Annotated in this window: 26 protein-coding genes; 7 read left to right on the top strand and 19 right to left on the bottom strand. The window is 51.8% G+C overall.

The genetic code is table 11. The features are described 5' to 3' along the window. The 9 genes from A7090_RS18950 to fkpA form a co-directional block, all read right to left on the bottom strand. A partial coding sequence (locus A7090_RS18950) for a GTP-binding protein (protein ID WP_000031718.1) occupies positions 1-411 on the bottom strand: 411 nt, incomplete at its 3' end. A 70-nt stretch (positions 412-481) separates the two neighbouring features. Continuing rightward, positions 482-2,596, bottom strand: coding sequence for an elongation factor G (fusA, locus tag A7090_RS18955; RefSeq protein ID WP_000124700.1), 2,115 nt, complete (start codon positions 2,594-2,596; stop codon positions 482-484). Positions 2,597-2,692: 96 nt separating this feature from the next. Further along, positions 2,693-3,163 (bottom strand): 30S ribosomal protein S7, encoded by a 471-nt coding sequence (gene rpsG / locus A7090_RS18960; protein WP_001138043.1) that lies wholly within the window; start codon positions 3,161-3,163, stop codon positions 2,693-2,695. 96 nt (positions 3,164-3,259) lie between these two features. Next, positions 3,260-3,634 carry a 30S ribosomal protein S12 gene (rpsL, locus tag A7090_RS18965; RefSeq protein WP_000246815.1) on the bottom strand — a complete coding sequence of 125 codons (375 nt, stop codon included), beginning with the start codon at positions 3,632-3,634 and terminating at the stop codon, positions 3,260-3,262. A gap of 125 nt (positions 3,635-3,759) precedes the next feature. After that, a complete protein-coding gene (gene tusB / locus A7090_RS18970; RefSeq protein WP_105275177.1) occupies positions 3,760-4,047 on the bottom strand; it encodes a sulfurtransferase complex subunit TusB in 288 nt (95 codons plus the stop codon). Positions 4,048-4,054: 7 nt separating this feature from the next. Beyond that, positions 4,055-4,414, bottom strand: a complete 360-nt coding sequence (tusC, locus tag A7090_RS18975) for a sulfurtransferase complex subunit TusC (RefSeq protein WP_105275178.1) — start codon at positions 4,412-4,414, stop codon at positions 4,055-4,057. Then, on the bottom strand, positions 4,414-4,800 hold the full coding sequence (tusD, locus tag A7090_RS18980) for a sulfurtransferase complex subunit TusD (protein WP_105275179.1): 387 nt from the start codon (positions 4,798-4,800) through the stop codon (positions 4,414-4,416). The genes tusC and tusD overlap by 1 nt, the downstream gene beginning before the upstream one ends. Beyond that, positions 4,800-5,522 (bottom strand): helix-turn-helix transcriptional regulator, encoded by a 723-nt coding sequence (locus tag A7090_RS18985; protein WP_105275180.1) that lies wholly within the window; start codon positions 5,520-5,522, stop codon positions 4,800-4,802. The genes tusD and A7090_RS18985 overlap by 1 nt, the downstream gene beginning before the upstream one ends. 166 nt (positions 5,523-5,688) lie before the next feature. Next, positions 5,689-6,483: an FKBP-type peptidyl-prolyl cis-trans isomerase gene (gene fkpA, locus A7090_RS18990; protein ID WP_105275181.1), complete on the bottom strand. Its 795-nt coding sequence runs from the start codon at positions 6,481-6,483 to the stop codon at positions 5,689-5,691. Between the two features lie 220 nt (positions 6,484-6,703). Here fkpA and A7090_RS18995 point away from each other — a divergent pair, with 220 nt between their 5' ends. Continuing rightward, the gene (locus A7090_RS18995) at positions 6,704-6,922 is read left to right on the top strand and encodes a protein SlyX (RefSeq protein WP_001153615.1); all 219 of its coding nucleotides are present in this window, start codon (positions 6,704-6,706) and stop codon (positions 6,920-6,922) included. 48 nt (positions 6,923-6,970) lie between these two features. Here the strand turns inward: A7090_RS18995 and slyD are convergent, their stop codons facing one another. From slyD to kefG, 4 genes are all read right to left on the bottom strand, one after another. Next, positions 6,971-7,561, bottom strand: coding sequence for a peptidylprolyl isomerase (slyD, locus tag A7090_RS19000; RefSeq protein WP_000861334.1), 591 nt, complete (start codon positions 7,559-7,561; stop codon positions 6,971-6,973). A 94-nt stretch (positions 7,562-7,655) separates the two neighbouring features. Beyond that, positions 7,656-7,856 carry a YheV family putative zinc ribbon protein gene (locus tag A7090_RS19005; protein WP_105275182.1) on the bottom strand — a complete coding sequence of 67 codons (201 nt, stop codon included), beginning with the start codon at positions 7,854-7,856 and terminating at the stop codon, positions 7,656-7,658. A gap of 8 nt (positions 7,857-7,864) precedes the next feature. Further along, entirely contained in the window at positions 7,865-9,670 is a 1,806-nt protein-coding gene (gene kefB, locus A7090_RS19010) for a glutathione-regulated potassium-efflux system protein KefB (protein ID WP_105275183.1), read from the bottom strand. Continuing rightward, positions 9,670-10,221, bottom strand: a complete 552-nt coding sequence (gene kefG / locus A7090_RS19015; protein WP_123056973.1) for a glutathione-regulated potassium-efflux system ancillary protein KefG — start codon at positions 10,219-10,221, stop codon at positions 9,670-9,672. Before kefG ends, kefB begins: the two co-directional genes overlap by 1 nt. A 130-nt stretch (positions 10,222-10,351) precedes the next feature. On the opposite strand from kefG, the gene A7090_RS19025 reads away from it, so the two are divergent. The 4 genes from A7090_RS19025 to A7090_RS19040 are packed head-to-tail and all read left to right on the top strand — an operon-like array spanning position 10,352 to position 14,422. Further along, positions 10,352-12,265, top strand: coding sequence for an ABC transporter ATP-binding protein (locus A7090_RS19025; protein WP_105275185.1), 1,914 nt, complete (start codon positions 10,352-10,354; stop codon positions 12,263-12,265). Continuing rightward, positions 12,265-13,287 (top strand): hydrolase, encoded by a 1,023-nt coding sequence (locus A7090_RS19030; RefSeq protein WP_105275186.1) that lies wholly within the window; start codon positions 12,265-12,267, stop codon positions 13,285-13,287. The genes A7090_RS19025 and A7090_RS19030 overlap by 1 nt, the downstream gene beginning before the upstream one ends. Continuing rightward, positions 13,281-13,499 (top strand): YheU family protein, encoded by a 219-nt coding sequence (locus A7090_RS19035; RefSeq protein ID WP_000907085.1) that lies wholly within the window; start codon positions 13,281-13,283, stop codon positions 13,497-13,499. The genes A7090_RS19030 and A7090_RS19035 overlap by 7 nt, the downstream gene beginning before the upstream one ends. Before the next feature lie 53 nt (positions 13,500-13,552). Next, a complete protein-coding gene (locus A7090_RS19040; protein ID WP_001274680.1) occupies positions 13,553-14,422 on the top strand; it encodes a phosphoribulokinase in 870 nt (289 codons plus the stop codon). A gap of 54 nt (positions 14,423-14,476) precedes the next feature. On the opposite strand, the gene A7090_RS19045 is transcribed toward A7090_RS19040, so the two are convergent. Further along, a complete protein-coding gene (locus A7090_RS19045; RefSeq protein WP_001590807.1) occupies positions 14,477-14,881 on the bottom strand; it encodes an OsmC family protein in 405 nt (134 codons plus the stop codon). 301 nt (positions 14,882-15,182) lie between these two features. Between A7090_RS19045 and crp the strand changes: the two genes are divergently transcribed. Both crp and A7090_RS19060 read left to right on the top strand, forming a co-directional pair. After that, positions 15,183-15,815, top strand: coding sequence for a cAMP-activated global transcriptional regulator CRP (gene crp / locus A7090_RS19055; RefSeq protein WP_000242755.1), 633 nt, complete (start codon positions 15,183-15,185; stop codon positions 15,813-15,815). Positions 15,816-15,865: 50 nt separating this feature from the next. Then, a complete protein-coding gene (locus A7090_RS19060) occupies positions 15,866-17,956 on the top strand; it encodes a YccS/YhfK family putative transporter (RefSeq protein WP_123056972.1) in 2,091 nt (696 codons plus the stop codon). A 115-nt stretch (positions 17,957-18,071) separates the two neighbouring features. Here A7090_RS19060 and argD read toward each other — a convergent pair whose 3' ends face one another. From argD to ppiA, 5 genes are all read right to left on the bottom strand, one after another. Next, on the bottom strand, positions 18,072-19,292 hold the full coding sequence (argD, locus tag A7090_RS19065; protein WP_105275189.1) for a bifunctional acetylornithine/succinyldiaminopimelate transaminase: 1,221 nt from the start codon (positions 19,290-19,292) through the stop codon (positions 18,072-18,074). A gap of 85 nt (positions 19,293-19,377) precedes the next feature. Continuing rightward, positions 19,378-19,941 (bottom strand): aminodeoxychorismate synthase component 2, encoded by a 564-nt coding sequence (gene pabA / locus A7090_RS19070; RefSeq protein ID WP_105275190.1) that lies wholly within the window; start codon positions 19,939-19,941, stop codon positions 19,378-19,380. Between the two features lie 31 nt (positions 19,942-19,972). Further along, complete coding sequence (locus A7090_RS19075) at positions 19,973-20,575, bottom strand: putative adenosine monophosphate-protein transferase Fic (protein ID WP_105275191.1); 603 nt, start codon at positions 20,573-20,575, stop codon at positions 19,973-19,975. Beyond that, on the bottom strand, positions 20,565-20,732 hold the full coding sequence (locus tag A7090_RS19080) for a YhfG family protein (protein WP_105275192.1): 168 nt from the start codon (positions 20,730-20,732) through the stop codon (positions 20,565-20,567). The genes A7090_RS19075 and A7090_RS19080 overlap by 11 nt, the downstream gene beginning before the upstream one ends. A 104-nt stretch (positions 20,733-20,836) precedes the next feature. Continuing rightward, positions 20,837-21,409 (bottom strand): peptidylprolyl isomerase A, encoded by a 573-nt coding sequence (gene ppiA / locus A7090_RS19085; protein WP_105275193.1) that lies wholly within the window; start codon positions 21,407-21,409, stop codon positions 20,837-20,839. Between the last annotated feature and the right edge of the window lie 192 nt (positions 21,410-21,601).

The raw sequence follows: 21,601 nt of genomic DNA on the forward strand, positions 1-21,601 counted from the left end.
TTTGTTCAGGAACACGATGATGTACGGAACGCCTACCTGACGACCCAGCAGGATGTGCTCACGGGTCTGCGGCATCGGGCCGTCAGTCGCAGCAACTACCAGGATCGCGCCGTCCATCTGAGCAGCACCGGTGATCATGTTTTTAACATAGTCAGCGTGCCCCGGGCAGTCTACGTGTGCGTAGTGACGGGTCGGGGTGTCGTATTCAACGTGAGAAGTGTTGATGGTGATACCACGTGCTTTTTCTTCCGGCGCGTTATCGATCTGGTCGAATGCGCGAGCAGCACCGCCGTAGGTTTTAGCCAGTACGGTGGTGATTGCAGCGGTCAGAGTAGTTTTACCGTGGTCAACGTGGCCGATAGTACCAACGTTAACGTGCGGTTTTGTACGTTCAAATTTTTCTTTAGACACGGCTATATTCCTTACTATAGTGCTCTCCCCTTCAGGAGAGAGCACGGGACTTTGGTATTAACCCTTAGGCTTATTTACCACGGGCTTCAATTACGGCCTGAGCAACGTTACTCGGCGCTTCATCATACTTCAGGAATTCCATGGTGTATGATGCACGACCTTTGGTCAGAGAACGCAGCTGAGTTGCATATCCGAACATTTCAGACAGCGGTACTTCAGCGTGGATCTTAACGCCAGTAACTTCAGATTCCTGACCTTTGAGCATACCACGACGACGGCTCAAGTCACCGATAACGTCACCGGTGTTCTCTTCCGGAGTTTCTACTTCAACCTTCATGATCGGCTCAAGCAGAACTGGTTTCGCTTTCTTAAAGCCTTCTTTAAAGGCGATAGAAGCAGCCAGTTTAAACGCCAGTTCAGAGGAGTCAACGTCATGGTAAGAACCGAAGTGCAGACGAATACCCATGTCTACTACCGGGTAGCCTGCCAGCGGACCTGCTTTCAGCTGTTCCTGGATACCTTTATCAACGGCCGGGATGTATTCGCCAGGGATTACACCACCTTTAATGTCGTTGATGAACTCGTAGCCTTTCGGGTTTGAACCCGGCTCCAGCGGGTACATGTCGATAACAACATGACCATACTGACCACGACCACCAGACTGTTTCGCGTGTTTACCTTCAACATCGGTCACTTTCTGGCGGATAGTTTCACGGTAAGCAACCTGCGGTTTACCTACGTTCGCTTCAACGTTGAATTCACGCTTCATACGGTCAACGATGATGTCGAGGTGCAGTTCGCCCATACCCGCGATAATGGTCTGGTTAGATTCTTCGTCAGTCCATACACGGAAAGACGGGTCTTCTTTAGCCAGACGGCCCAGAGCCAGACCCATTTTTTCCTGGTCAGCTTTGGTTTTCGGTTCAACTGCGATGGAGATTACCGGCTCAGGGAATTCCATACGTTCCAGAATGATCGGCGCATCCGGGTCACACAGGGTGTCACCCGTAGTTACGTCTTTCAGACCGATTGCAGCAGCGATGTCGCCCGCGCGAACTTCTTTGATCTCTTCACGTTTGTTAGCGTGCATCTGAACGATACGACCGAAACGCTCACGTGCAGCTTTCACGGAGTTCAGTACGGTATCACCAGAGTTAACCACACCGGAGTAAACACGGAAGAAGGTCAGGTTACCCACAAACGGGTCGGTAGCGATTTTGAACGCCAGTGCAGAGAACGGCTCATCATCACTTGCGTGACGTTCAGCCGGCGTGTCTTTACCGTCGTCCAGGATACCGTTGATCGCAGGTACGTCAACCGGGGATGGCAGGTAATCAATTACCGCATCCAGCATCGCCTGAACACCTTTGTTCTTGAATGCAGAACCACAAGTTACCAGGATGATTTCGTTGTTCAGAACGCGCTGACGCAGAGCACCTTTGATTTCTGCTTCAGTCAGTTCTTCACCACCCAGGTATTTTTCCATCAGCTCTTCAGATGCTTCAGCTGCGGATTCGATCAGGTTCTGGTGCCATTCGTTAGCCAGTTCAACCATGTCTGCCGGGATATCTTCGTATTCGAAGGTTACGCCCTGGTCAGCGTCGTTCCAGTTGATAGCTTTCATTTTCACCAGGTCAACAACACCGGTGAAATGTTCTTCAGCACCAATCGCCAGCTGCAGCGGAACCGGGTTCGCGCCCAGACGGGTTTTGATCTGGTTAACAACTTTCAGGAAGTTCGCACCCATGCGGTCCATTTTGTTAACGAACGCAATGCGCGGAACTTTATATTTGTTTGCCTGACGCCATACGGTTTCAGACTGCGGCTGAACACCACCAACTGCGCAGTAAACCATTACCGCACCATCGAGAACACGCATGGAACGTTCTACTTCGATTGTGAAGTCAACGTGCCCCGGGGTGTCGATGATGTTGATGCGATGCGGCTCATACTGCTTAGCCATACCAGACCAGAATGCAGTAGTCGCAGCGGAGGTGATGGTAATACCACGTTCCTGCTCCTGCTCCATCCAGTCCATGGTTGCAGCGCCGTCATGAACTTCACCGATTTTATGGTTTACACCGGTGTAGAACAGAATACGTTCGGTAGTAGTGGTTTTACCGGCGTCGATGTGCGCACTGATACCGATGTTACGGTAGCGTGCGATGGGTGTTGTACGAGCCATTTGTTTCCTCGTTTATCTTTTAGGCGTTCAATTTAAGTAGCCCAAAGCGGGCTGCTTACTGGAAGCGCCCGCCTGGTGACTAAAACTCCGAAGGGATTACCAACGGTAGTGTGCGAACGCCTTGTTGGCTTCGGCCATACGGTGAACGTCTTCACGTTTCTTAACTGCAGTACCTTTGTTTTCTGCAGCATCAGAAAGTTCGTTCGCCAGGCGCAAAGCCATGGATTTATCACCGCGTTTACGAGCAGCTTCAACGATCCAACGCATTGCCAGAGCATTACGACGAACCGGACGGACTTCAACTGGTACCTGATAAGTAGAACCACCAACGCGGCGAGACTTAACTTCTACAGTCGGGCGCACGTTTTCGAGAGCTACTTCGAATGCTTCCAGTTCAGATTTACCAGAGCGCTGAGCCAGGGTCTCCAGCGCGCTGTATACGATAGATTCAGCAGTAGATTTTTTACCATCTACCATCAGGATATTGACAAATTTAGCCAGCAGTTCTGATCCGAACTTCGGATCCGGCAGAATTTTACGCTGACCAATGACGCGACGACGTGGCATGGAAATACTCCGTTGTTAATTCAGGATTGTCCAAAACTCTACGAGTTTAGTTTGACATTTAAGTTAAAACGTTTGGCCTTACTTAACGGAGAACCATTAAGCCTTAGGACGCTTCACGCCATACTTGGAACGAGCCTGCTTACGGTCTTTAACGCCGGAGCAGTCAAGCGCACCACGTACGGTGTGGTAACGAACACCCGGGAGGTCTTTAACACGACCGCCACGGATCAGGATCACGGAGTGCTCCTGCAGGTTGTGACCTTCACCACCGATGTAGGAAGTCACTTCGAAACCGTTAGTCAGACGAACGCGGCATACTTTACGCAGCGCGGAGTTCGGTTTTTTAGGAGTGGTAGTATATACACGAGTACATACGCCACGTTTTTGCGGGCATGCTTCCAGCGCAGGCACGTTGCTTTTCGCAACTTTGCGAGCACGTGGTTTGCGTACCAGCTGGTTAACTGTTGCCATTAAATAGCTCCTGGTTTTAGCTTTTGCTTCGTAAACACGTAATAAAACGTCCTCACACAATATGAGGACGCCGAATTTTAGGGCGATGCCGAAAAGGTGTCAAGAAATATACAACGATCCCGCCATCACCAGGCCATCTGGCTGGAGTGTTTAACCGTAAGTCTGACGAAATCAGTATAGTCAATGAGAATGATGTCGTTCGAAATTTGACCAGTCAAACCTCGGGCAATAAGGTCTTCGTTCAGGGCATAGACCTTAATGGGGGCATTACGCAGACTTTCAAGGTAGCGGTTACCGTCAACTGCGGCAGTTACGCCATCCTGCAATAACAGCAGTTCGTCGCCCTCACTGAGCAGACGCAGCAGCGCAGAAAAATCCGTCAGCCAGGGTGAACGATGTAATGTGTGCAGCATAAACGCCTCAAAACCTCAAAATAACATCGTAGTTGGCGAGTTCGCGGCGTAAGGCATCCGCTTCGAGCGGCGTAGCTTCGACAACAAAGGGGATCTGCGGATCTAACCCGCGTTCGTGTAGTGACGCCGCACAAACCCAGCACTGTTCAATGTCGTACAGAGCCAACAATTTAAAAGTGGCAATGTAATCACGCGCCAGCACCGCATCGGGCTTTTGTCCTGGCAGCAGCTGAAAAACGCCATCAGCAATAAAGAAGACGGCCAGATCGTCAGTTAATGCGGAAGTTGCCAGTAAAGCATCTAAACCTTCCCGGCCTGCAGCTGTACCGTGAGGTGCAGTAGAAAAAACAAACGCAATTCGTTTCATCAGAACTGTACCACCCTGTCACAGGTCAGCGAAGCTTCCGCCAGCGCGCCAAGTCCGCTTAAGGTAAATCCCGGCTGAAGGTTTGATGAAGCCAGTCCCAGTCTTCCGGCTTCCGTTTCATCAACAACGCCACGACGTAATGCTGCCGCTACGCAGATATTCAGCGCCACACCATGTTGCGCATTCAACTGTTGCCAGCCGCGCACAAGGTCAAATTCGTCGCTTGCCGGTGAGGCCAATTGGTTAGCGTTATAGACCCCTTCCCGATAGAAAAAGACGCTGCTTAACTCATGGCCTTCTGCTATCAGCGCCTGCGCAAACTGAAAAGCACTACTCGCCTGTTGCGTACCATATGCTGGCCCGGTCACCACGATGGCAAAACGCATTACTTATCTTGCCCCTGGAAATCACCGCTCTTGAACTGGCGGATGTAGAGATAGACAGTGTGTTTGGAGATGTTCAGACGGTCAGCCACCTGGTTGATCGCATCTTTAATATCGAAGATCCCTTTCTCGTAGAGATTCAGCACGATCTGACGATTTTTGGCGTTATTAGAAACATTGCGATCGGCATTCACTTCTTCGATGGTGAACTCCAGCGTTTGGGTAACCAGATCTTCAACAGAAGAGGCAAAGTTGACGCTTGAACCGACATCCGGGGTTTCTGGCGGCACAAAAGTGCTCATAATCTGAGAGAAGGGAACATCAAGATTCATATTGATGCACAGCAGACCAATTACACGCTGTTCGCGGTTACGAATCGCGATGGTCAGGGACTTCATTAATACGCCGCTTTTGGCTCGAGTAAAGTAGCATTTAGAAACACTGCTATCCGCTCCCGTCATATCGTGCAGCATACGTAGCGCCAGATCAGTAATTGGCGAACCAATTTGCCGACCTGTATGTTCACCGTTAGCAATGCGAATGGCTGAACATTTTAAATCCTGCAAAGAGTGCAAAACGATTTCACAGTGGGAGCCGATGAGCATCGCTAACCCATCCACTACCGCTTCGTAGGATTTCAGAATATCAAAATCGGTCTGGTCGAAAGGACGTTGATCCAGTAAATCCAACTCACTGGTTTCGTTGGTTAAAAGCGACCTGGACATGAAAAAAAACACTCCTTTTCAGGAGCCTGTCATTAACTTTTCAGGGCAGGCTCATTAATGATGCGGGGAACTAAATTAATACAGCGGAGGTTCCGCTTTCCAGCACTAATTATATCCAGCCTGTAATAAAAAAACCGCCGCCTGGTCAGGCGGCGATTCTTAGTGCTTATTTTTTAGCAGAATCTGCGGCTTTCGCATCAGCCTTCGGCGCTGGTTTCACATCCAGCAGCTCTACGTCAAAGACCAGGGTAGAATTCGGTGGGATCCCCGGAACACCCGCTTTGCCGTAAGCCAGTTCTGGTGGAATAACCAGTTTGATCTTACCGCCTTTCTTAATGTTCTTCAGACCTTCTGTCCAACCTGGGATCACACCATCCAGACGGAAAGAGAGCGGTTCACCACGGGTGTAAGAGTTGTCGAACTCTTTACCGTCGATCAGCGTACCTTTGTAGTTCACTACAACAGTATCGCTATCTTTCGGTGCTTCGCCTTTACCGGCTTCTACTACCTGATAAACCAGACCCGTTGACGAGGTTTTCACACCTTTCTCTTTGGCAAATTTCTCGCGGTACTCTTTACCTTTTGCTTCGTTATCAGCCGCGTCTTTTTCCATCTTCGCCTGAGCAGAAGACTTCACGCGTGTTTCAAACGCTTGCAGAGTCTGTTCGATCTCTTGATCGGAGAGTTTGCTCTTATCAGCAAATGCATCCTGAACACCAGCGATCAGCTGATCTTTATCCAGTTTGATGCCCAGTTTTTCTTGCTCTTTAAGAGAGTTTTCCATGTAACGACCCAGCGAAGCACCCAGTGCATAAGCTGATTTCTGGTCGTCATTTTTGAACGCTGCTTTGCTGTCAGCAGTTGTAGCAGGTTTTGCAGCTTCAGCAGCAAATGTGATTGGTGCATGCAGGGCAACGGCCATTGTGGTCGCCAGCAGCGTTACTTTAAACAGTGATTTCATCCATATCTCCAGGATCGGGGCATCTCACCCCTGGGTTAACTATTATCAGAAGGGTACTATAAAGCGTTGTCGAACAAATCTACATACAGACACGCCCTATTATCATCTATTTTCAGACTCTTTTTGTTTAAATTAGTTTCGATGAGCGAGAAATGAGTGCTGTCTCGGACAGCAAAGTTAAGTAGAATCCGCGGCGACCATTCGACAAAAGAGGTGAATCATGCAGGATTTATCATTGGAAGCACGCCTGGCAGAGCTGGAGAGCCGACTGGCTTTTCAGGAAATCACCATTGAAGAACTGAACGTCACGGTGACCGCTCATGAAATGGAGATGGCGAAACTGCGCGATCATCTGCGTCTGCTGACCGAGAAGTTAAAAGCCAGCCAGCCATCGAACATCGCGTCGCAGGCCGAAGAAACGCCACCGCCACATTATTAAGGCGAAAAAAAGCGGGGACTCCCCCGCTTTTTTGTCACCGTTTCGGTATTAGTGGCAACCGCAACCGCCGTTACCTTTACCACCGCAGCAACCTTCGCCACCGTGTTCATGACCGTGATCGTGGCCGTGACCACCGCAGCAACCGTCGTGGTCGTGATCGTGATGATGATCGTGCGCGCCGTGAACGTGACCATGAGCCAGTTCTTCTTCGGTCGCTTCGCGAATCGCCACAACTTCAACGTTGAATTTCAGGTTCTGACCGGCCAGCATGTGGTTACCGTCAACCACAACGTGATCGTCTTCAACCGCAGTGATTTCAACCGGTACCGGCCCCTGGTCGGTTTCAGCCAGGAAACGCATACCTACCTGCAGTTCATCAACGCCCATAAATACGTCTTTAGGAACGCGCTGCACCAGGTTTTCGTCGTACTGACCGTAAGCGTCGTTCGCGCCAACAGCGACATCAAATTTGTCGCCAACTTCATGACCTTCCAGCGCCGTTTCCAGGCCAGAGATCAGGGAACCGTGACCATGCAGGTAGTCCAGCGGCGCACTCACCGGAGACTCATCAACCAACACACCGTCTTCTGTACGTACCTGATAGGCCAGGCTGACCACCAGGTCTTTTGCTACTTTCATGATATCTCCTGAGCATGGGAAGAATAGTGGCGCAGATTGTAGCGGAATTCTGCAGCCGTGTACTCACTAGCTTAAAAAAACTCGGCGCATATCGCTAGTCCGGATGAAAAATCCCGATCACTTGCTCATCTTTGCGAACGTGATCGCGGGCTTCTTTGTCGGCTTCTCGCATCTGGTGTCCGCACTTAACGCATTCAACAATATCAATATTATTTTCACGCCACATCGCCATTGAATCCTGTGCCTGACAGGCCGGGCATTTTGCACCCGCAATAAAACGTTTCCGGATTGTCATCTTTACCTCTACTCAAATTCATCCCAGCCGTCCAGCTGGCGTCGTTCTTGTTGCATCTCACGCTGGAAAATCTCTTCCAGTTCGCGTCGCGCTTCCCTGGCGCGAGAAATTTGTACGGTATCGGCATGCATCGGGATAAGCTCTCGCAGCATCCGCATATCCAGGCGGCGAAAATGCAGTTGCGCCCGCTGCGCCTGATGCGGATGCATGCCAAGCGTGACCAGCGTCTTGCGCCCCAGCTCTAACGCACTGGAGAATGTCTCACGAGAAAACTGCGTCACCCCAGCCTGTAATAACTCATGCGCCTCCACACGTCCGCGCGCTCGCGCAAGAATATGCAAATGCGGGAAGTGTTGCTGGCAAATCTCCACCAGCTTCATGGTGTCTTCCGGCTCGTTACAGGTAATGACGATAGATTCTGCGGCCTCTGCCCCCGCAGAACGTAAAAGATCTACCTGCGTGGCGTCGCCGTAATAAACTTTGTAGCCATATTTGCGCATCAGGTTAACGGCACTGATATCCCGCTCCAGCACAGTAATGCGCATTTTATTTGCCATCAGCAAACGGCCAATCACCTGACCAAAACGTCCAAAGCCCACGACAATAACTTGCGGTTTATCATCGTTGACCCACGGTTTTTCATCCTCTTCTTCCGGTCCGTTAAACTGGCGAGATAGCCATTTATCTACCAACTTCATCAGCAGAGGCGTGGTCATCATGGAAAGCGTTACCGTCACCAGCAACAGCGCCATCTGGTCGCCCTGGAATAAACGTTGCGAAGAAGCGGTAGAAAAGAGCACAAAGGCAAATTCGCCGCCCTGACTCAACACGCCAGCAAACTGCATACGCTCGGAACTGCGCACGCCATACAGGCGCGCCAGCAGATACAGCACAAGAATTTTCACCGCCACCAACACAATAACGCTTAACACCACCCACAACAGATGGGTATAAAGCACCCCGAGGTTGAGCGACATGCCGACAGAGATAAAGAACAAACCAAGCAGCAAGCCTTTAAATGGATCGATAGCCGTTTCCAGTTCATGGCGATATTCGCTTTCTGCCAGCAGCACGCCCGCAATAAACGTACCGAGCGCCATCGACAGTCCCAGCGCATCCATAAACAATGCGGAACCCAACACCAGCAGCAGCGTCGCGGCGGTGAACACTTCCCGCACGCCAGAAGCGGCAATAAAACGGAATACCGGACGCAGTAAATAGCGCCCGCCAATCAGCATGCCGACAAACGCCAGCACCTTCATGCCGACTTTCATCCAGTCGAAATGCTCGTCTGCCGACCCCGCCAACAACGGCACTAACGCCAGTGCAGGGATCACCGCCAGATCCTGAAACAGCAGAACCGAAAAACCTAGCTGCCCGGATTCGCTGCGATTCATCCCTTTCTCACGCATCAGTTGCAACGCCATTGCGGTCGAAGACATCGCAAGGCCAATGCCACCGACCACCGCCGCCTGCCAGGCGAAATCCGTCAGCATCAATAATCCCGCCAGCAACGCCGCGCTTAACAGCACCTGTGCCGCGCCTACGCCAAAAATCGAACGCCGTAGTTGCCAAAGCTTGGAGGGATTCAACTCCAGGCCGATGATAAACATCAGGAACACCACGCCGAGTTCCGAAAAGTGGAGGATCTCATCGACGTCGCTAATAAACCCAAGCCCCCACGGGCCAATCGCAATCCCTGCCAGCAAATATCCCAACACTGCGCCAATTCCCAGTCGCGATGCCAACGGCACCGCAGCCACCGCCGCGAAGAGAAACAGCACTCCCGCCAGTAAAAAATCGGAACCTTCCATCAGCGACCTCCTGGAGACAGCGGATTTGCCAGCCAATCACCGTAGGCTCTGGCATGGCTCGCCAGCTCCTGTGCGCTTTGCCGCCTCGCCCAGTAAATAATGATGGGGCTTAACCAATGCATCCGGCACATGCCCGCCGCCAGTTCAAAGGGGCGCAGAACATCGCTCATCGGGTAGCGATTCAACGCGTCATAACGGTAAGCACTTTCCGGCTCGCCGGTGGTGATCACGCTACGCCAGTACTTTCCCGCCAGTTGGTTTCCCTCTGGCCCGCTGGCAAAACCACGGCTTAATACCCGGTCCAGCCACTCTTTCAGTAGCGCCGGGCAGCTATAGGTATAAAGAGGATGCTGAAAAACAATCACCTCATGTTCGCGCAGTAATGCCTGCTCACGGGGGATATCAATAAAAAAATCGGGATAGTGCGCATAGAGATCGTGCACGGTAACATTGCTGAGCTGCGTGGCCGGTTTAAGCAGTACCCGGTTTGCCACCGAGTCCTGAGATTCCGGATGGGCATACAGCAGCAAAACTTTCGCTGGCTGAGACATCATCCCCCTCCCGGTATGGTTTTTGTGTATAGTCGCTGTTTTGGGCTACCATTGCGCCCGGTGCGGCAGCTCGCCCATACATTACATTATCATAACGATAAGTTAACATAGTCTGAACATACGGCGCCTTATGATTGTTTTCTCCTCGTTACAAATTCGTCGCGGCGTGCGCGTCCTGCTGGATAATGCCACCGCCACCATCAACCCCGGGCAGAAAGTCGGCCTGGTGGGTAAAAACGGCTGCGGTAAATCTACCCTTCTGGCATTGCTGAAAAATGAAATCAGCGCCGACGGGGGCAGCTACACCTTTCCGGGAAGCTGGCAACTGGCATGGGTGAATCAGGAAACGCCAGCGTTACCGCAAGCGGCGCTGGAATACGTCATTGATGGCGACCGTGAATATCGCCAACTGGAAGCGCAGCTCCACGACGCCAACGAACGTAACGACGGGCATGCCATCGCCACCATTCACGGCAAGCTGGACGCTATCGACGCATGGAGTATTCGTTCCCGCGCTGCCAGTCTGCTACACGGTCTCGGTTTCAGCAATGAACAACTGGAGCGCCCGGTGAGTGATTTCTCCGGTGGCTGGCGTATGCGTCTTAACCTCGCCCAGGCGCTGATTTGCCGTTCAGACTTGCTGCTACTCGACGAACCCACTAACCACCTCGATCTCGATGCCGTTATCTGGCTGGAAAAATGGCTGAAGAGCTATCAGGGCACGCTGATCCTGATCTCTCATGACCGCGACTTCCTCGATCCGATCGTTGATAAAATTATTCATATCGAACAACAAAGCATGTTCGAGTACACCGGCAACTACAGCTCGTTTGAAGTACAGCGCGCCACCCGTCTGGCGCAGCAACAGGCGATGTATGAAAGCCAGCAGGAACGCGTGGCGCATCTGCAAAGTTATATCGACCGTTTCCGTGCCAAAGCCACCAAAGCGAAGCAGGCCCAGAGCCGCATTAAGATGCTTGAGCGTATGGAGCTGATTGCCCCAGCGCATGTCGACAACCCGTTCCGCTTTAGCTTCCGCGCCCCGGAAAGCCTGCCAAATCCGTTACTGAAGATGGAAAAGGTCAGCGCAGGCTATGGCGATCGCATTATTCTCGACTCGATAAAACTGAACCTGGTCCCCGGCTCGCGCATTGGTCTGCTAGGCCGCAACGGCGCAGGTAAATCGACATTAATCAAACTATTAGCCGGTGAACTTGCGCCCATCAGCGGTGAAATCGGCCTGGCGAAAGGGATCAAACTGGGTTACTTCGCCCAGCATCAACTGGAATACCTGCGCGCCGATGAATCGCCTATTCAACATCTGGCACGTTTAGCGCCGCAGGAGCTGGAACAAAAACTGCGTGATTACCTCGGCGGCTTTGGTTTTCAGGGCGATAAAGTAACGGAAGAAACGCGCCGCTTTTCCGGTGGGGAAAAAGCCCGCCTGGTGCTGGCATTAATCGTCTGGCAACGTCCTAATCTGCTGCTGCTCGACGAACCGACTAACCACCTTGACCTCGACATGCGTCAGGCACTGACTGAAGCGTTGATCGAGTTTGAAGGCGCGTTGGTTGTCGTTTCGCACGACCGTCATTTGCTGCGTTCTACCACTGACGATCTCTATCTGGTCCATGATCGTAAAGTTGAACCGTTCGACGGCGATCTGGAAGATTATCAACAGTGGTTGAGCGATGTACAAAAGCAGGAAAACCAGGCCGACGAAGCGCCAAAAGAGAATGCGAACAGCGCCCAGGCTCGTAAAGACCAGAAGCGTCGGGAAGCGGAGCTGCGTGCGCAAACCCAGCCGCTGCGTAAAGAGATTGCCCGTCTGGAAAAAGAGATGGAGAAGCTGAACGCGCAACTGGCACAGGCAGAAGAGAAACTCGGCGACAGCGAACTGTACGATCAGAGCCGTAAAGCGGAACTGACCTCCTGTCTGCAACAGCAAGCCAGTGCCAGGTCCGGGCTGGAAGAGTGCGAAATGGCGTGGCTGGAAGCCCAGGAGCAGCTTGAGCAGATGCTGCTGGAAGGCCAAAGCAACTGATGGCGCAGGTAACGACGACCGATGCCAATGAATTCAGCAACACTGCTGAATTCACCCCTATGCGCGGCTTTCGCAATTGTCATCTACAAACCATGCTGCCGCGTCTGTTTCGTCGCCAGGTGAAATTTACCCCACACTGGCAGCGACTGGAGTTGCCCGACGGCGATTTTGTCGATCTCGCGTGGAGTGAAGATCCTGCGCAGGCGAAACATAGACCGCGTTTAGTGGTGTTTCACGGGCTCGAAGGCAGTCTCAATAGCCCTTACGCCCACGGTCTGGTTGAGGCAGCGCAAAAGCGCGGTTGGCTGGGCGTAGTGATGCATTTTCGCGGATGCAGCGGTGAACCAAACCGTATGCACCGCATTTACCACTCGGGCGAAACCGAAGATGCCAGTTGGTTTTTACGCTGGCTACAACGCGAGTTTGGTCATGCACTAACGGCTGCCGTCGGCTATTCGCTCGGCGGTAATATGCTGGCCTGTTTGCTGGCAAAAGAGGGCAATGATCTCCCGATTGATGCCGCAGTGATTGTCTCTGCACCGTTTATGCTGGAAGCCTGTAGTTACCATATGGAAAAGGGCTTTTCCCGCGTTTATCAGCGGTACTTGCTGAACCTGTTAAAAGCCAATGCTGCGCGCAAACTGGCAGCCTACCCCGGAACGCTGCCGATTAATCTCGCGCAGCTAAAATCGGTACGTCGCATCCGTGAATTTGACGATCTGATCACCGCCAGAATTCACGGCTACGCCGACGCTATCGACTATTATCGTCAGTGTAGCGCCATGCCAATGCTCAATCGGATCGCCAAACCGACACTGATTATTCACGCCAAAGACGATCTGTTTATGGATCATCAGGTGATCCCGAAACCGGAGAATCTCCCCCCGCAGGTGGAGTATCAACTGACTGAACATGGCGGTCATGTTGGCTTTATTGGCGGTACATTACTTCATCCGCAAATGTGGCTGGAGTCACGTATTCCTGACTGGTTAACAACGTATCTGGAGGCGAAATCATGTTGATTCCGTGGCAAGACCTCTCCCCCGAAACGCTGGAAAATTTAATTGAAAGCTTTGTGTTACGTGAAGGCACCGATTATGGTGAACATGAGCGTACACTTGAACAGAAAGTCGCCGACGTCAAACGCCAGCTACAGTGCGGAGAAGCGGTACTGGTATGGTCTGAGCTGCACGAAACGGTCAATATCATGCCGCGCAGTCAGTTTCGCGAATAGCCTGCAGCCGTCGGTGGACGAGATAATAATGATAGCTAAGTCATGGAGTTACTATGTCTGCCAAACATCCGGTCATTGCGGTAACAGGGTCCAGCGGCGCGGGAACCACCACCACCAGCCTCGCGTTTCGTAAAATATTCGCGCAGTTAAATCTGCATGCAGCCGAGGTGGAAGGCGACAGTTTTCACCGCTACACCCGCCCGGAAATGGACATGGCGATCCGCAAAGCACGCGACGCCGGGCGGCATATCAGCTACTTCGGCCCCGAAGCTAACGACTTCGGCCTGCTGGAACAAACCTTCATTGAATACGGTCAGAGCGGCAAAGGGAAATCTCGCAAATATCTGCATACCTACGACGAAGCCGTACCGTGGAATCAGGTGCCAGGGACATTCACCCCATGGCAACCTTTACCGGAACCCACTGATGTACTGTTTTATGAAGGTTTACACGGCGGCGTAGTCACGCCACAGCATAACGTTGCGCAGCATGTGGACTTACTGGTCGGCGTGGTGCCTATCGTTAACCTTGAGTGGATTCAAAAACTGATCCGCGACACCAGCGAGCGCGGGCACTCACGAGAGGCGGTGATGGACTCGGTAGTGCGTTCAATGGAGGACTATATCAACTACATCACGCCACAGTTTTCCCGCACCCATCTTAACTTCCAGCGCGTTCCCACCGTCGACACTTCAAACCCGTTTGCGGCAAAAGGTATCCCATCGCTGGATGAAAGCTTTGTGGTGATCCATTTTCGTAATCTGGAAGGGATCGATTTCCCCTGGCTGCTGGCGATGTTGCAAGGCTCATTCATTTCCCACATCAATACTTTAGTGGTGCCGGGCGGCAAAATGGGACTGGCAATGGAATTAATTATGCTGCCGCTGGTGCAACGATTAATGGAAGGGAAGAAAATCGAGTAACGCTGCTATTACGCCGGATAAAATACTATCCGGCTTCACAACGGGATAGTTAAATCACGCGGCAACCACTTCATACGAGTGAGTAATATTGACCGCTTTTTCCAGCATCAGCGCTACTGAACAATATTTCTCGGCAGAGAGATCAACTGCACGCGCAACTGCGGCGTCCTTCAGGCCACGACCGGTGACGATAAAATGCAGATTAATGTGCGTAAACAGGCGTGGTGCCTCTTCGCGGCGTTCAGAGGTCAATTTCACTTCACAATCAACCACATCCTGACGCCCTTTTTGCAGGATAGAAACCACATCGATGGCACTGCACCCCCCCGCCGCCATCAACACCATTTCCATCGGACTTGGTGCTTTATCGCCTGAGTTGCCGTCCATTAAAATCTGGTGACCAGAGGCAGATTCGCCCAGAAAAGTTAACCCTTCGACCCATTTCACTCGCGCTTGCATTTTTGCCACTCCACTGCGTCAAATTTATTCACAGCGTACGCGTACTGAGCAAATCGCGCAACAGAAGGCGACCTGAGTCAAGCTGAAGCGAGACACCAGGAGACACACGGCGAAAGCTATGCTAAAACAGTCAAGATGCTACAGTAATACATTGATGTACTGCATGTATGCAAAGGACGTCACATTCCCGTGCAGTACAATTGATAGCCCCTTCCCAGGTAGCGGGAAGCATATTTCGGCAATCCAGAGACAGCGGCGTTTTCTGGCTCTGGAGAAAGCTTATAACAGAGGATAACCGCGCATGGTGCTTGGCAAACCGCAAACAGACCCGACTCTCGAATGGTTCTTGTCTCATTGCCACATTCATAAGTACCCCTCCAAGAGCACGCTTATTCACCAGGGTGAAAAAGCGGAAACGCTGTACTACATCGTTAAAGGCTCTGTGGCAGTGCTGATCAAAGACGAAGAGGGTAAAGAAATGATCCTCTCCTATCTGAATCAGGGTGATTTTATTGGCGAATTGGGCCTGTTTGAAGAAGGCCAGGAACGTAGTGCATGGGTACGTGCAAAAACGGCCTGTGAAGTGGCTGAAATTTCCTACAAAAAATTTCGCCAATTGATTCAGGTAAACCCGGACATTCTGATGCGTCTGTCTGCACAGATGGCGCGTCGTCTGCAAGTCACTTCAGAGAAAGTGGGCAACCTGGCGTTCCTCGACGTGACGGGCCGCATTGCACAGACTCTGCTGAATCTGGCAAAACAACCAGATGCTATGACTCACCCGGACGGTATGCAAATCAAAATTACCCGTCAGGAAATCGGTCAGATTGTCGGCTGTTCTCGTGAAACCGTGGGACGCATTCTGAAGATGCTGGAAGATCAGAATCTGATCTCCGCACACGGTAAAACCATCGTCGTTTACGGCACTCGTTAATCCCGTCGGAGTGGCGCGTCACTGAATAGCGCGCCATTTTGTTTCCCCCGATGTGGCGCAGACTGATTTATCACCCCGATATCAACTATGCACTACGACAAACGCTGGTGCTATGTTTGCCCGTGGCCGTTGGGTTAATGCTTGGCGAATTACGATTCGGTCTGCTCTTCTCCCTCGTTCCTGCCTGTTGCAATATTGCGGGCCTTGATACGCCTCATAAACGTTTTTTCAAGCGCTTAATCATTGGTGCTTCGCTGTTTGCCATCTGTAGCTTGCTGACGCAGCTGCTACTGGAAAAAGATGTTCCCCTGCCTTTTTTGCTGACCGGATTAACGCTGGTACTTGGCGTCACTGCTGAGCTGGGACCATTACACGCAAAATTGCTTCCCGCATCGCTGCTCGCCGCCATTTTTACCCTCAGTCTGGCGGGATACATGCCGGTCTGGGAACCGTTGCTCATCTATGCGCTGGGTACTCTTTGGTACGGATTGTTTAACTGGTTTTGGTTCTGGATCTGGCGCGAACAACCGCTGCGCGAGTCACTAAGTTTGCTGTACCGTGAACTGGCAGATTATTGTGAAGCCAAATACAGTCTGCTTACCCAGCACACAGACCCTGAAAAAGCGCTACCGCCGCTGCTGGTGCGCCAGCAAAAAGCGGTCGATTTAATCACCCAGTGCTATCAGCAAATGCATATGCTTTCCGCGCAAAATAATACTGACTACAAGCGGATGCTGCGCATTTTCCAGGAGGCGCTGGATTTGCAGGAGCATATATCGGTCAGTTTGCATCAGCCGGAAGAAGTGCAAAAGCTGGTCGAGCGTAGCCATGCGGAAGAAGTTATCCGCTGGAATGCGCAAACCGTCGCCACTCGCCTGCGCGTGCTGGCTGATGGCATTCTTTACCATCGCCTGCCGACGCGTTTTACGATGGAAAAACAAATTGGTGCACTGGAAAAAATCGCTCGCCAGCATCCGGATAATCCTGTTGGGCAATTCTGCTATTGGCACTTCAGCCGCATCGCCCGCGTGCTGCGCACCCAAAAACCGCTCTATACCCGTGACTTACTGGCCGATAAACAGCGGCGAATGCCGTTACTTCCGGCGCTGAAAAGTTATCTTTCACTGAAATCTCCGGCGCTACGCAATGCCGGACGACTCAGTGTGATGTTAAGCGTTGCGAGCCTGATGGGCACCGCACTACATCTGCCGAAGTCGTACTGGATCCTGATGACGGTGTTACTGGTGACGCAGAATGGTTACGGCGCAACCCGTCTACGGATTGTGAATCGCTCCGTGGGAACCGTGGTCGGGTTAATTATTGCGGGCGTTGCGTTACACTTTAAAATTCCCGAAGGTTACACCCTGACTTTGATGCTGATTACCACCCTCGCCAGCTATCTGATATTGCGCAAAAATTACGGCTGGGCGACGGTTGGTTTTACCATTACCGCGGTGTATACCCTGCAACTGTTGTGGCTAAACGGTGAGCAGTACATCCTTCCGCGTCTTATCGATACCATTATTGGTTGTTTAATTGCTTTTGGCGGTACTGTCTGGCTGTGGCCGCAGTGGCAGAGCGGGTTATTGCGTAAGAACGCCCATGACGCTTTAGAAGCCTATCAGGAAGCGATTCGCTTGATTCTGAGCGAGGCCCCGCAACCAACGCCACTGGCCTGGCAACGAATGCGGGTTAACCAGGCGCATAACACCTTGTATAACTCATTGAATCAGGCGATGCAGGAACCGGCGTTTAACAGCCATTATCTGGCAGATATGAAACTGTGGGTAACGCACAGTCAGTTTATTGTTGAGCATATCAATGCCATGACCACGCTGGCGCGGGAACATCGGGCATTACCACCGGAACTGGCACAGGAGTATTTGCAGTCTTGTGAAATCGCCATTCAGCGTTGTCAGCAGCGGCTGGAGTATGACGAACCAGGTAGTTCTGGCGATGCCAATATCATGGATTCGCCGGAGATGCAGCCGCACGAAGGTGCGGCAAGCACGCTGGAGCAGCATTTACAGCGGGTTATTGGTCATCTGAACACTATGCACACCATTTCGTCGATGGCGTGGCGACAGCGACCGCATCACGGGATTTGGTTGAGTCGCAAGTTGCGGGATTCGAAGGTGTAATGTAACCATTGCCAGAACCAAACCGTAGGTCGGATAAGGCGTTCACGCCGCATCCGACAATCGGCGCACGAATGCCGGAGGCGACGCTACGCGTCTTATCAGGCCGACTCCCATTTTACCCCCCAACCACCTTCGCCACCGCGTGGGCAAAACGTTGCATACCTTCGTCGATATCCGCATCTTCCACCACCAGCGACGGCGCAAAGCGCATTACATCCGGTCCGGCGTTCAGCACCATTACGCCAGCCTCTGCGCCCGCATACAGAAAATCACGCGCCTGGCCTTTGTATTGTGGTTTCAGTTCTGCGCCAATCAACAATCCCATACCGCGAATATCGCTAAACACATCGTACTGCTGATCTATCTTCTGCAAATGGTCTACAAAACGCTGGCGTTTCGCGTTAATACCTTCCAGCACCTCCGGCGTATTGATGATATCAAACGCCGCGCCCGCTACCGCACAGGCCAGCGGATTACCGCCATAGGTGGAACCGTGAGAACCTGGATGAAACGCAGAAGCAATCTCTGCCGTGGTCAGCATGGCGCTAATCGGGAAGCCGCCGCCTAACGCTTTCGCAGAGGTCAGAATATCCGGCGTCACGCCGTAGTGCATGTAAGCAAACAAATCGCCAGTCCGCCCCATCCCGCACTGCACCTCATCAAACACCAATAATGCCTGATGTTGATCGCACAGCTCGCGCAAACCCTGCAAAAACTCTGGCGTCGCTGCCGTCACGCCGCCCTCGCCCTGAATAGGCTCAACCACCACCGCACAGGTGTGATCATCCATCACCGCTTTCACTGCATGGAGATCATTAAAGGGAACGTGGATGATGTCTGCCGGTTTTGGCCCAAAGCCGTCGGAATATTTGGGCTGTCCCCCCACCGAAACGGTAAACAGCGAACGACCATGAAAAGCGTTATGGAAGGCAATAATTTTGGTTTTGAACGGGCTATGGCGCACACAGGCGTAATGGCGTGCCAGCTTAAAGGCTGTTTCGTTAGCTTCTGTGCCGGAGTTCATAAACACCACACGTTCGGCAAACGTTGCCTCAATCAGTTTACGCCCAAGACGTAACGCCGGTTCATTGGTAAAAACGTTACTGATATGCCACAAGGTTTCACCCTGGGTTTTTAAGGCGTTAACCAGCGCAGGATGGCAATGGCCCAACGCCGTAACTGCAATGCCACCCGCGAAATCGACATACTCCTTGCCTTGCTGATCCCAGATTCTGCTGCCCTGACCTTTTACCGGAATAAACTCTGCCGGTGCATAAATCGGCAGGATCACTTCATCGAAAGTCGCGCGTGTAATTGCTGTTTGTTCAATTGCCATCTCATGATCACCCTGTTACACATAAACCAATGTGAAATTATAATCACAAAATATGCATAAAAAATCACTTAATAGCAATCAGAAATCAGCGATGCAGGAAATTAGCCAGCAGTTGATGTCCTTGTTCGCTGAGAATACTCTCTGGATGGAACTGCACACCTTCCAGATCCCACTGACGATGGCGAATCCCCATAATCTCACGGGTTTCGCTCCAGGCAGTCACGTCAAAGCACGCGGGTAATGAGTCAGGCGCCACCACCAGCGAATGGTAGCGTGTCACGGTGAGTGGATTTGCCAGCCCCCGAAATACCCCCTCACCGCTATGCGTAATCGGCGAGGTTTTGCCGTGCATGACTTTTGCAGCACGTACAACTTTGCCGCCAAATGCCTGCGCCATTGCCTGGTGACCGAGGCAGACGCCAAGAATCGGCAAGCGCCCGGCGTAGTGGCGAATAACGTCAAGGGAGATCCCGGCTTCATCTGGCGTACAGGGTCCGGGTGAGATGACAATTTTTTGTGGTTTAAGGGCGTCGATATCCGCTAACGTCAACGCATCGTTGCGCTTAACCAGCACATCTGCTCCCAGTTCACAAAAGTACTGGTAGAGGTTCCAGGTAAAAGAATCGTAGTTATCAATAAGCAGGATCATGGCGGCTCCGGTACGAAAGAACCGCGCTATTTTACTCAGATTCTCCGGCTTCGCTTACCACTTTGCTAAATATCGTCTGCAGCGCGGTAAGATCCCCCATAGCCCCACTCTGATTAGCCTGATTCCAGGCCTCTTTTTCAATACCCTGCCAACTCAGTTGATATCCGGCATGAATCGCCAGTTGCTCGAAGAAGATCCGCTGTGCCAGACCACTTCCTACTCGGAAGGGATGCAGCACGTTAATTTCACAATAGTAATGCGCCAGCCGCTCGACAAACTCCGCTTTATCCAGGCCAATCAGATAACCTTCTTCCTCCAGATCCTGCATCAGGGCATTGCCCTCTTTTTCGATATAAGCAAAGTGGCAGAACGGCGTATCCCCCTGATAAATATCAACTTCACGCAGTTGCCCTGCCCAGTCGAAAATATCCTGATACAGCTGGCGATGGATAGTGCGCAAATGCGGTAAACCTCGCACCAACGGACCAAGCTCAATGGTCGCAACACGCAGCGCCGTCATTTCGTAAGCGGCCTGTTCCAGCCGCTGCTGCTGGTGGATGTTCAGCCGGTTACGCATGATATCAAGGCCAGGATAAAGATACGGATCGCGCCCTTCGCCGAATTTATCGCTCATAGTGCCTCCTCAGTTCTTCAAGGCGCGCTAAAGCCTCTACGACAGTAAGAGTGACGATTGGCATCTCGACGCCTTCAAGGCGGCGACTGGCCTGGAAATTACGATTACGCTGAAGCTCCCAGAGACGGGACTTTTGCTTATCGGTGAGTTTCTTCACTTGATGCCTCCCTGAACGTGTCCATTTGCCACAAGTATAAGCGGCAAATCCGGGTTACGCCGGGAGAGCAGAAGCGCGGGCAAGATTGCCCGCGCGAGAAATCATTACGGCAGGACTTTAGCAGAAAGGATAACTACCGGTTTTGACGGCACATTCTGGTACGGACCAACGTCATGAGTCGGCACCTGGGAAATCTTATCGGCAACGTCCATGCCTTTCACTACTTTACCAAATACTGCGTACCCGAAATCACGCTGACCGTGGTCAAGGAAAGCGTTATCAGCAACGTTGATAAAGAACTGGCTGGTGGCGCTGTCTTTGTCAGCGGTACGCGCCATCGCGATGGTGCCACGCGTGTTGCGCAGGCCGTTATCGGCTTCATTTTTGATTGGCGGGTTTGGTTTTTTCTGCTGCATCTGCTCGGTGAAACCGCCGCCCTGAATCATAAAGCCAGGAATGACGCGATGAAAGGTGGTGTTGTTATAAAAACCGCTGTTCACATAATCGACAAAGTTTTGCACTGACACTGGCGCTTTTTGTTTATCCAGCTCCAGTTCGATGTTACCAGCTGAGGTTGTCAACAATACGTGCGGGTCCCCTTTCGCTGCCATTGCTGCGGGAGAAAGAGCAGAAAGAGCGAAAACAGCAGCCAGCGCCGCTGGGGTCGATTTGAACATGAGATTTCCTTAACAAACAGAGCAGAAAAAAAGCAAGTGAAGAGATTCTAAATAGCCTTCAAGAACAAGGCCATCCCTTTACTTAATTTTACGTATCTGAAATATATGTAACCTGATGATTACTTTTTATTCTGTGATCAAGATCACTCCGCAAAATGCGGTTTAGCAACCGATTGCAATAAAACATTTAAA

Source organism: Escherichia sp. MOD1-EC7003 (genome assembly GCF_002965065.1).
Taxonomy (GTDB): Bacteria; Pseudomonadota; Gammaproteobacteria; order Enterobacterales; family Enterobacteriaceae; genus Escherichia.

Excerpts from the sequence above, each read along its gene's own strand:
- fusA (WP_000124700.1), bottom strand. The coding sequence starts at position 2,596 with ATGGCTCGTACAACACCCATCGCACGCTACCGTAACATCGGTATCAGT.
- rpsG (WP_001138043.1), bottom strand. The coding sequence starts at position 3,163 with ATGCCACGTCGTCGCGTCATTGGTCAGCGTAAAATTCTGCCGGATCCG.
- rpsL (WP_000246815.1), bottom strand. The coding sequence starts at position 3,634 with ATGGCAACAGTTAACCAGCTGGTACGCAAACCACGTGCTCGCAAAGTT.
- tusB (WP_105275177.1), bottom strand. The coding sequence starts at position 4,047 with ATGCTGCACACATTACATCGTTCACCCTGGCTGACGGATTTTTCTGCG.
- tusC (WP_105275178.1), bottom strand. The coding sequence starts at position 4,414 with ATGAAACGAATTGCGTTTGTTTTTTCTACTGCACCTCACGGTACAGCT.
- tusD (WP_105275179.1), bottom strand. The coding sequence starts at position 4,800 with ATGCGTTTTGCCATCGTGGTGACCGGGCCAGCATATGGTACGCAACAG.
- A7090_RS18985 (WP_105275180.1), bottom strand. The coding sequence starts at position 5,522 with ATGTCCAGGTCGCTTTTAACCAACGAAACCAGTGAGTTGGATTTACTG.
- fkpA (WP_105275181.1), bottom strand. The coding sequence starts at position 6,483 with ATGAAATCACTGTTTAAAGTAACGCTGCTGGCGACCACAATGGCCGTT.
- A7090_RS18995 (WP_001153615.1), top strand. The coding sequence starts at position 6,704 with ATGCAGGATTTATCATTGGAAGCACGCCTGGCAGAGCTGGAGAGCCGA.
- slyD (WP_000861334.1), bottom strand. The coding sequence starts at position 7,561 with ATGAAAGTAGCAAAAGACCTGGTGGTCAGCCTGGCCTATCAGGTACGT.
- A7090_RS19005 (WP_105275182.1), bottom strand. The coding sequence starts at position 7,856 with ATGACAATCCGGAAACGTTTTATTGCGGGTGCAAAATGCCCGGCCTGT.
- kefB (WP_105275183.1), bottom strand. The coding sequence starts at position 9,670 with ATGGAAGGTTCCGATTTTTTACTGGCGGGAGTGCTGTTTCTCTTCGCG.
- kefG (WP_123056973.1), bottom strand. The coding sequence starts at position 10,221 with ATGTCTCAGCCAGCGAAAGTTTTGCTGCTGTATGCCCATCCGGAATCT.
- A7090_RS19025 (WP_105275185.1), top strand. The coding sequence starts at position 10,352 with ATGATTGTTTTCTCCTCGTTACAAATTCGTCGCGGCGTGCGCGTCCTG.
- A7090_RS19030 (WP_105275186.1), top strand. The coding sequence starts at position 12,265 with ATGGCGCAGGTAACGACGACCGATGCCAATGAATTCAGCAACACTGCT.
- A7090_RS19035 (WP_000907085.1), top strand. The coding sequence starts at position 13,281 with ATGTTGATTCCGTGGCAAGACCTCTCCCCCGAAACGCTGGAAAATTTA.
- A7090_RS19040 (WP_001274680.1), top strand. The coding sequence starts at position 13,553 with ATGTCTGCCAAACATCCGGTCATTGCGGTAACAGGGTCCAGCGGCGCG.
- A7090_RS19045 (WP_001590807.1), bottom strand. The coding sequence starts at position 14,881 with ATGCAAGCGCGAGTGAAATGGGTCGAAGGGTTAACTTTTCTGGGCGAA.
- crp (WP_000242755.1), top strand. The coding sequence starts at position 15,183 with ATGGTGCTTGGCAAACCGCAAACAGACCCGACTCTCGAATGGTTCTTG.
- A7090_RS19060 (WP_123056972.1), top strand. The coding sequence starts at position 15,866 with ATGTGGCGCAGACTGATTTATCACCCCGATATCAACTATGCACTACGA.
- argD (WP_105275189.1), bottom strand. The coding sequence starts at position 19,292 with ATGGCAATTGAACAAACAGCAATTACACGCGCGACTTTCGATGAAGTG.
- pabA (WP_105275190.1), bottom strand. The coding sequence starts at position 19,941 with ATGATCCTGCTTATTGATAACTACGATTCTTTTACCTGGAACCTCTAC.
- A7090_RS19075 (WP_105275191.1), bottom strand. The coding sequence starts at position 20,575 with ATGAGCGATAAATTCGGCGAAGGGCGCGATCCGTATCTTTATCCTGGC.
- ppiA (WP_105275193.1), bottom strand. The coding sequence starts at position 21,409 with ATGTTCAAATCGACCCCAGCGGCGCTGGCTGCTGTTTTCGCTCTTTCT.